Source organism: Methylobacterium sp. WL116, from assembly GCF_008039455.1.
Lineage (GTDB): Bacteria > Pseudomonadota > Alphaproteobacteria > Rhizobiales > Beijerinckiaceae > Methylobacterium.
The window spans coordinates 1-6476 of record NZ_VRUV01000254.1; the positions used below are offsets into that span (position 1 = coordinate 1).

The 6476-nt window shown below is 67.1% G+C and carries 7 protein-coding genes; all 7 read left to right on the plus strand.

The genetic code is table 11. The features are described 5' to 3' along the window. The first annotated feature begins 134 nt into the window (after positions 1-134). A complete protein-coding gene (locus FV223_RS30545) occupies positions 135-290 on the plus strand; it encodes a hypothetical protein (RefSeq protein ID WP_187274828.1) in 156 nt (51 codons plus the stop codon). 268 nt (positions 291-558) lie between these two features. After that, positions 559-1896: an MFS transporter gene (locus FV223_RS17170; RefSeq protein ID WP_147728166.1), complete on the plus strand. Its 1338-nt coding sequence runs from the start codon at positions 559-561 to the stop codon at positions 1894-1896. Between the two features lie 148 nt (positions 1897-2044). After that, a complete protein-coding gene (gene cyoA / locus FV223_RS17175; RefSeq protein WP_187274830.1) occupies positions 2045-3187 on the plus strand; it encodes a ubiquinol oxidase subunit II in 1143 nt (380 codons plus the stop codon). A 43-nt stretch (positions 3188-3230) separates the two neighbouring features. Continuing rightward, on the plus strand, positions 3231-5234 hold the full coding sequence (cyoB, locus tag FV223_RS17180; protein WP_147728168.1) for a cytochrome o ubiquinol oxidase subunit I: 2004 nt from the start codon (positions 3231-3233) through the stop codon (positions 5232-5234). A gap of 4 nt (positions 5235-5238) precedes the next feature. Beyond that, complete coding sequence (cyoC, locus tag FV223_RS17185) at positions 5239-5865, plus strand: cytochrome o ubiquinol oxidase subunit III (protein ID WP_147728169.1); 627 nt, start codon at positions 5239-5241, stop codon at positions 5863-5865. Next, a complete protein-coding gene (cyoD, locus tag FV223_RS17190; RefSeq protein WP_147728170.1) occupies positions 5862-6287 on the plus strand; it encodes a cytochrome o ubiquinol oxidase subunit IV in 426 nt (141 codons plus the stop codon). The genes cyoC and cyoD overlap by 4 nt, the downstream gene beginning before the upstream one ends. A gap of 17 nt (positions 6288-6304) precedes the next feature. Then, positions 6305-6476, plus strand: a 172-nt coding sequence (locus FV223_RS17195; protein ID WP_281407450.1) for an SURF1 family cytochrome oxidase biogenesis protein, incomplete at its 3' end; no start/stop codon positions are given.

Genomic DNA, 6476 nt, shown 5'->3' on the forward strand with positions numbered 1-6476 from the left:
GCGCGGGGGGGGTAAGCGAACCGTAACGTCCGCCCGCCGGCCTTCCCCCGGGGAAGCCGGGCGGGCGGACGTTACGGTTCGCTTAACCCACCCGCGCGATCATCGCCCCCTGACGCGAGGTCGGAGCTCGGGCGATGGACGCATTCTACCACGGCCTCGAAACGTCGCTGCTGGCCTTCGGCTTCGCCCTGAGCGTCGCCGCCTTCGCGCTGCTCGCGAGCCCGCCCGCGCCCGCCGGCACGATCACGCTGCCGATGCTCACGGTCGACGTCCCGCAGAACGCCCGCTGATCCGGCTGCGTCGCGGCTCCTGCGTGACACGACGAAGACGTGGGACAGACGTGGTCATGCGTCCGGGACGGCATGGACATGCCGGATTCAAGGGAGACCATCGCGCAGCCTTGCGCTATCAGCCGGGACAGCCCTGATCGGCCTGCGACTACGCGGCGGTGTCACCGACGGCCCTGAGCGGATACCTTCCGGTCGCGGTCCCGGCGCACGCCTCGCGTCGATCGCCGCACCGCGTCACCGTCGTCATCGAGCAAGCCGGCTGTCCGACATGATCCCTGAGCCCGCCCTGGCAAACTCCTCGCCCCTCGAGCGCGACGCGCACCTCGTCTCGACCGACCACAAGGTCGCGCCGGGAGAGATCGCGGCCGGCGTGGTGATCGGCCGGGCCTCGGAATATTTCGACTTCTTCGTCTACGGCATCGCCTCGGTGCTGGTGTTCCCGAAGGTGTTCTTCTCGTTCGAGCCGGATGCGCTCACGGCCACGCTGTACTCCTTCGCGGTGTTCTCCCTCGCCTTCATCGCCCGGCCGATCGGCTCGGTGATCTTCATGGCCGTCGACCGGCGGCACGGCCGCGGCGTCAAGCTGACGATCGCGCTGTTCATGCTCGGCGGCGCCACCGCGGCGGTGAGCTTCCTGCCGAGCTACGCCAGCATCGGCCACGCCTCGATCTGGCTGCTGGCCGGCCTGCGCATCCTCCAGGGCCTCGCGCTCGGCGGCGCCTGGGACGGGCTCGCCTCGCTCCTGGCGCTGAACGCCCCGCGCGAGCGCCGCGGCTGGTTCGCGATGATCCCCCAGCTCGGCGCACCCCTCGGCTTCATCGTCGCCAGCGCCCTGTTCTCGTTCTTCCTCGTCAACCTCGATTCGGCCGACTTCCTCGATTGGGGCTGGCGCTTTCCGTTCTACTGCGCCTTCACCATCAACGTCGTGGCGCTGTTCGCCCGCTTGCGGCTGGTGGCGACCGACGAGTTCGTCCGCCTGATGGAGAAGGGCCGGCTCGAGCCGGTGCCGGTGATCGAGGTGGTGCGCCACCATGCGGTGGACGTGTGGATCGGCGCCTTCGTGCCGCTGGCCGCCTTCGCGCTGTTCCACCTCGTGACGATCTTCCCGATCAGCTGGCTGACCCTGTTCACCGATCGCTCGCCCGGCGAGTTCCTGATCGTGCAGTGCTCGGGCGCCATCGTCTGCGCCGGCGCGGTCGCGGCCTCCGGGCTGATCGCCGACCAGATCGGCCGCCGCAACGCGCTGCTGCTCAGCTCCGGCCTGATCGCCGTCTTCGCTCTCGGCAGCATCATCGCGCCCCTGGTGTTCGGCGACAGCGCGATCGGCCAGACCATGTACGTCACCATCGGCTTCATGCTGATGGGCCTCGCCTACGGCCAGACCGCCGGCGCGGTGACGGCGCGGCTCGGCGCGCGCTACCGCTACACCGGCGCGGCGCTGACCTCGGATCTGGCGTGGCTGTTCGGCGCAGGCTTCGCCCCGCTGGTCGTCCTCTGGCTCTCGTCCCGCTACGGGCTGTGGATGGTCGGCCTCTACCTGCTCTCGGGTGCGGCGGCATCGCTCCTTGCCCTCACCCTCGACCGTTCCGAGATGCGTCAGATGTAGTCGGGAGGCCCGCGTCGTCCCTCACCCCGTTCCGATACATGTTCGCGCCGAACGGCCCCAGGGCCCGCCGGCCAGGCAAACCGAGTTGATCGCCGTGGCACGCTCCGCCTCACCTTCCCGTCCCCCGGCCCGCACGGCCGCCCGGCTCCTGCGCGGCCTCTGCGCCGTGTCGCTCTCCGGGCTGCTCGCCGGCTGCAACCTCGTGGTGATGCAGCCCTCGGGCGACGTCGCCCTGCAGCAGCGGAACCTCGTCCTCGCCTCGGTCGGGCTGATGCTGCTGATCGTGCTCCCGGTGATCGCGCTGACGCTGATCTTCGCCTGGCGCTACCGGGCGACCAACGAGTCGGCCCCCTACGATCCGGACTGGCACCACTCGACCCAGCTCGAGGTGGTGATCTGGACGGCGCCGCTGCTGATCATCATCGCGCTCGGCGCGCTCACCTGGATCAGCACCCACACCCTCGACCCGTTCCGGGCGCTCCGGCGGATCGACTCCAGCCGCCCCGTGGCGGCCGGCGTGAAGCCGCTCGCCGTCGAGGTCGTCGCCCTCGATTGGAAGTGGCTATTCTTCTACCCGGAATACGGGATCGCCACCGTCAACGAGCTCGCCGCCCCCGTCGACCGGCCGATCGACTTCAAGATCACCGCCTCCTCGGTGATGAACGCCTTCTACGTCCCCGCGCTGGCCGGGATGATCTACGCGATGCCCGGCATGCAGACGCAGCTCCACGCGGTGATCAACAAGCCGGGCGAGTATGCCGGCCTGTCCTCGCACTACAGCGGCACCGGCTTCTCGCGGATGACGTTCAAGTTCCATGGCCTCGACGATGCCGGGTTCGACGCCTGGGTCGCCAAGGCGAAGGCGCAGGGCTCCGACCTCACCCGCGAGGACTATCTCAAGCTCGAGAAGCCGAGCGAGGCCGAGCCGGTGAAGTACTACAAGTCCGTCGCCGACGGGCTGTTCGACACCATCGTCAACATGTGCGCCGTGCCGGGCAAGATGTGCATGAGCGAGATGATGACCATCGACGCCAAGGGCGGCGCCGGCAAGGACTCCACCGAGAACCGCGAGCGCCTCCGCTACGACAACCGCCACATCGAGCAGGGCGACGAGGCGCCGGGCGCCACAGCACCCGCGTCCGGCCGCACTCCGCACGGCCAGGAGCAGCCGCAGGGCATGAAGCCCGACGGCAACAACCCGCACGTCCACGAAAACGGAACGAAACCCGAGAACCAGATGCCGGCGCCGGAGCGGGACTCGGTCGCCCCGTCGCAGCTCAACAACAAGTAGGACCGGCGCCCCGCCGCCGAACCACCCTCAACGGATCGAACCCATGTTCTCCAATCCGGATCTCCAGAAGCTCGTCTTCGGACGGCTCTCGCTGGAAGACATCCCCTACCACGAGCCGATCCTTCAGGTGACCTTCGCCATGGTGGCGCTGGGTGGCCTCGTCGTGCTCGGCGCGATCACCTACTACCGCTTCTGGGGCCCGCTCTGGCGGGACTGGCTGACCTCGGTCGACCACAAGAAGATCGGCGTGATGTACATCGTGCTGGCCTTCGTCATGCTGCTGCGCGGCTTCGCCGACGCGCTGATGATGCGCGCGCAGCAAGCGGTCGCGTTCGGCGCCAACGAGGGCTACCTGCCGCCGCACCACTACGACCAGATCTTCACGGCGCACGGCGTGATCATGATCTTCTTCGTGGCGATGCCGTTCGTCACCGGCCTGATGAACTACGTCGTGCCGCTGCAGATCGGCGCCCGCGACGTGGCCTTCCCATTCCTCAACAACTTCAGCTTCTGGATGACGGTCTCGGGCGCCATGACGATCATGGCCTCGCTGTTCGTCGGCGAGTTCGCCCGCACCGGCTGGCTCGCCTATCCGCCGCTCTCAGGCGCGGACATGAGCCCGGGCGTCGGCGTCGACTACTACATCTGGGCGCTGCAGATCGCCGGCATCGGCACGCTGCTCTCGGGCATCAACCTGATCGCGACCATCGTGAAGATGCGCGCGCCGGGCATGACCATGATGAAGCTGCCGATCTTCGTCTGGACCTCGCTCTGCACCAACGTGCTGATCACGGCGGCCTTCCCGATCCTCACCGCCGTCCTCGCCCTGCTGTCGATGGACCGCTACGTCGGCACGCACTTCTTCACGAACGACCTCGGCGGCAACCCGATGATGTACTTCAACCTCATCTGGATCTGGGGCCACCCGGAGGTCTACATCCTCATCCTGCCGGCGTTCGGCATCTTCTCGGAGGTGACCTCGACCTTCTCCGGCAAGCGCCTGTTCGGCTACGCCTCGATGGTCTACGCGACCGTGGTCATCACGATCCTCTCGTACCTCGTCTGGCTGCACCACTTCTTCACGATGGGCTCCGGCGCCGACGTGAACTCGTTCTTCGGCATCACGACGATGATCATCTCGATCCCGACGGGCGCGAAGATCTTCAACTGGCTGTTTACGATGTATCGCGGCCGGATCCGGTTCGAGCTGCCGATGATGTGGACCGTGAGCTTCATGGTCACCTTCACCATCGGCGGCATGACCGGCGTGCTGCTCGCCGTGCCCCCGGCCGACTTCGTGCTGCACAACTCGCTGTTCCTGATCGCGCACTTCCACAACGTCATCATCGGCGGCGTGCTGTTCGGGAGCTTCGCCGGCGTGACCTACTGGTTCCCGAAGGCCTTCGGGTTCAAGCTGGACCCGTTCTGGGGGAAGATGTCGTTCTGGTTCTGGACGGTGGGGTTCTACTTCGCCTTCATGCCGCTCTACGTCCTCGGCCTGATGGGCGTGACGCGCCGCGCCAACCACTTCGACGATCCGTCGCTGCAGATCTGGTTCGTGATCGCCGCCTTCGGCGCGGTGCTGATCCTGCTCGGCATCCTGTCGATGATCGTCCAGTTCGTGGTCTCGATCCGCAACCGCGAGGCGCTGCGCGACCTCACGGGCGATCCCTGGAACGGCCGCACCCTCGAGTGGTCGACCGCCTCGCCGCCGCCGGACTACAACTTCGCCTTCACCCCGGTCATCCACGATCTCGACGCGTGGTCCGACATGAAGAAGCGCGGCTACGAGCGCCCGCTCAAGGGTTACAAGCCGATCCACATGCCGAAGAACACCGCCACCGGCGTGATCCTCGGCGTGGTCTCGATCGGCTTCTCGTTCGCGATGATCTGGTACATCTGGTGGCTCGCGGCCGCGACCTTCGCGACGATGTTCCTCGTCACCGTGATCCACACCTTCAACTACAACCGCGAGTTCTACATCCCCGCCGCCGACGTGGTGCGGGCCGAGGGGCAGCGGACGAGCGTGATGGCGGGACGGGCCTGAGCCGATGATGCACACCGACACGGCCCCGCCGGGCACCGAGGCTCCGGCCTTCTACCTCGACGAGGACCACGCCCACGAGTCGAGCACCATGCTCGGCTTCTGGATGTACCTGATGAGCGATTGCCTCATCTTCGCGGTGCTGTTCGCCACCTACGGGGTTCTCGGCCGCAACTACGCGGCCGGGCCCTCGCCGCGCGACCTGTTCGAGCTGCCGCTGGTGGCGCTCAACACCTCCATGCTGCTCCTGTCCTCCATCACCTACGGCTTCGCCATGCTGGAGATGGAGAAGGACAACGTCCGGACGATGCAGGTCTGGCTCGCGATCACCGGCCTGTTCGGCGCGTGCTTCATCGGCATCGAGCTCTACGAGTTCGCCCACCTGATCCACGAGGGCGCGACGCCGCAGCGCTCGGCCTTCCTGTCCTCGTTCTTCGCCCTGGTCGGCACCCACGGCCTGCACGTCTCGCTCGGCATCGTCTGGTTGATCGTGCTGATGGTGCAGACCGCCCAGAAGGGGCTGATCGTCGAGAACAAGCGCCGGCTGATGTGCCTGTCGATGTTCTGGCACTTCCTCGACGTCGTCTGGATCGGCGTCTTCACCTTCGTGTACCTAATGGGAGTGCTGCAATGAGCTCGGCGACGGGGGCGGGGCACCACGCCGAACCGCACGGTCACGGCCACGACGCGCACGGCCACGACGCGCACGGCCACCCGGCCGGGGCGCACGGCTCGTTCAAGAGCTACATGACCGGCTTCGTGCTCTCGGTGATCCTCACCGCGATCCCGTTCTGGCTGGTGATGAGCGACGTGCTCGGCAACGCCGTGCACACCAGCCTGATCATCATGGCCTTCGCGGTGGTGCAGATCGTGGTCCACATGATCTACTTCCTGCACATGAACACGAAGTCCGAGGGCGGATGGACGATCCTGGCCCTGATCTTCACGCTGACCCTCGTCGTGATCACGCTGACCGGCTCGATCTGGGTGATGTATCACCTGAACACCAACATGATGCCGACGTCGCCGCACGACCTGATGCACCACAAGCCCTGAGGACGTCCCGCCTCGGCCTGGCGGCCTTCAACCTCGCGAGCGCGCTGGCGGTCGCGGGGCTCGTCGCCCTCGGGATCTGGCAGGTCGAGCGCCGGGCATGGAAGCTCGACCTGATCGCGTGGGTCGAGGCCCGAATCGGCGCGGCCCCGGTCCCGGCGCTCGACCTGCCAGATCCCGAGGGCGACGAGC

Excerpts from the sequence above, each read along its gene's own strand:
- FV223_RS30545 (WP_187274828.1), top strand. The coding sequence starts at position 135 with ATGGACGCATTCTACCACGGCCTCGAAACGTCGCTGCTGGCCTTCGGC.
- FV223_RS17170 (WP_147728166.1), top strand. The coding sequence starts at position 559 with ATGATCCCTGAGCCCGCCCTGGCAAACTCCTCGCCCCTCGAGCGCGAC.
- cyoB (WP_147728168.1), top strand. The coding sequence starts at position 3,231 with ATGTTCTCCAATCCGGATCTCCAGAAGCTCGTCTTCGGACGGCTCTCG.
- cyoC (WP_147728169.1), top strand. The coding sequence starts at position 5,239 with ATGATGCACACCGACACGGCCCCGCCGGGCACCGAGGCTCCGGCCTTC.
- cyoD (WP_147728170.1), top strand. The coding sequence starts at position 5,862 with ATGAGCTCGGCGACGGGGGCGGGGCACCACGCCGAACCGCACGGTCAC.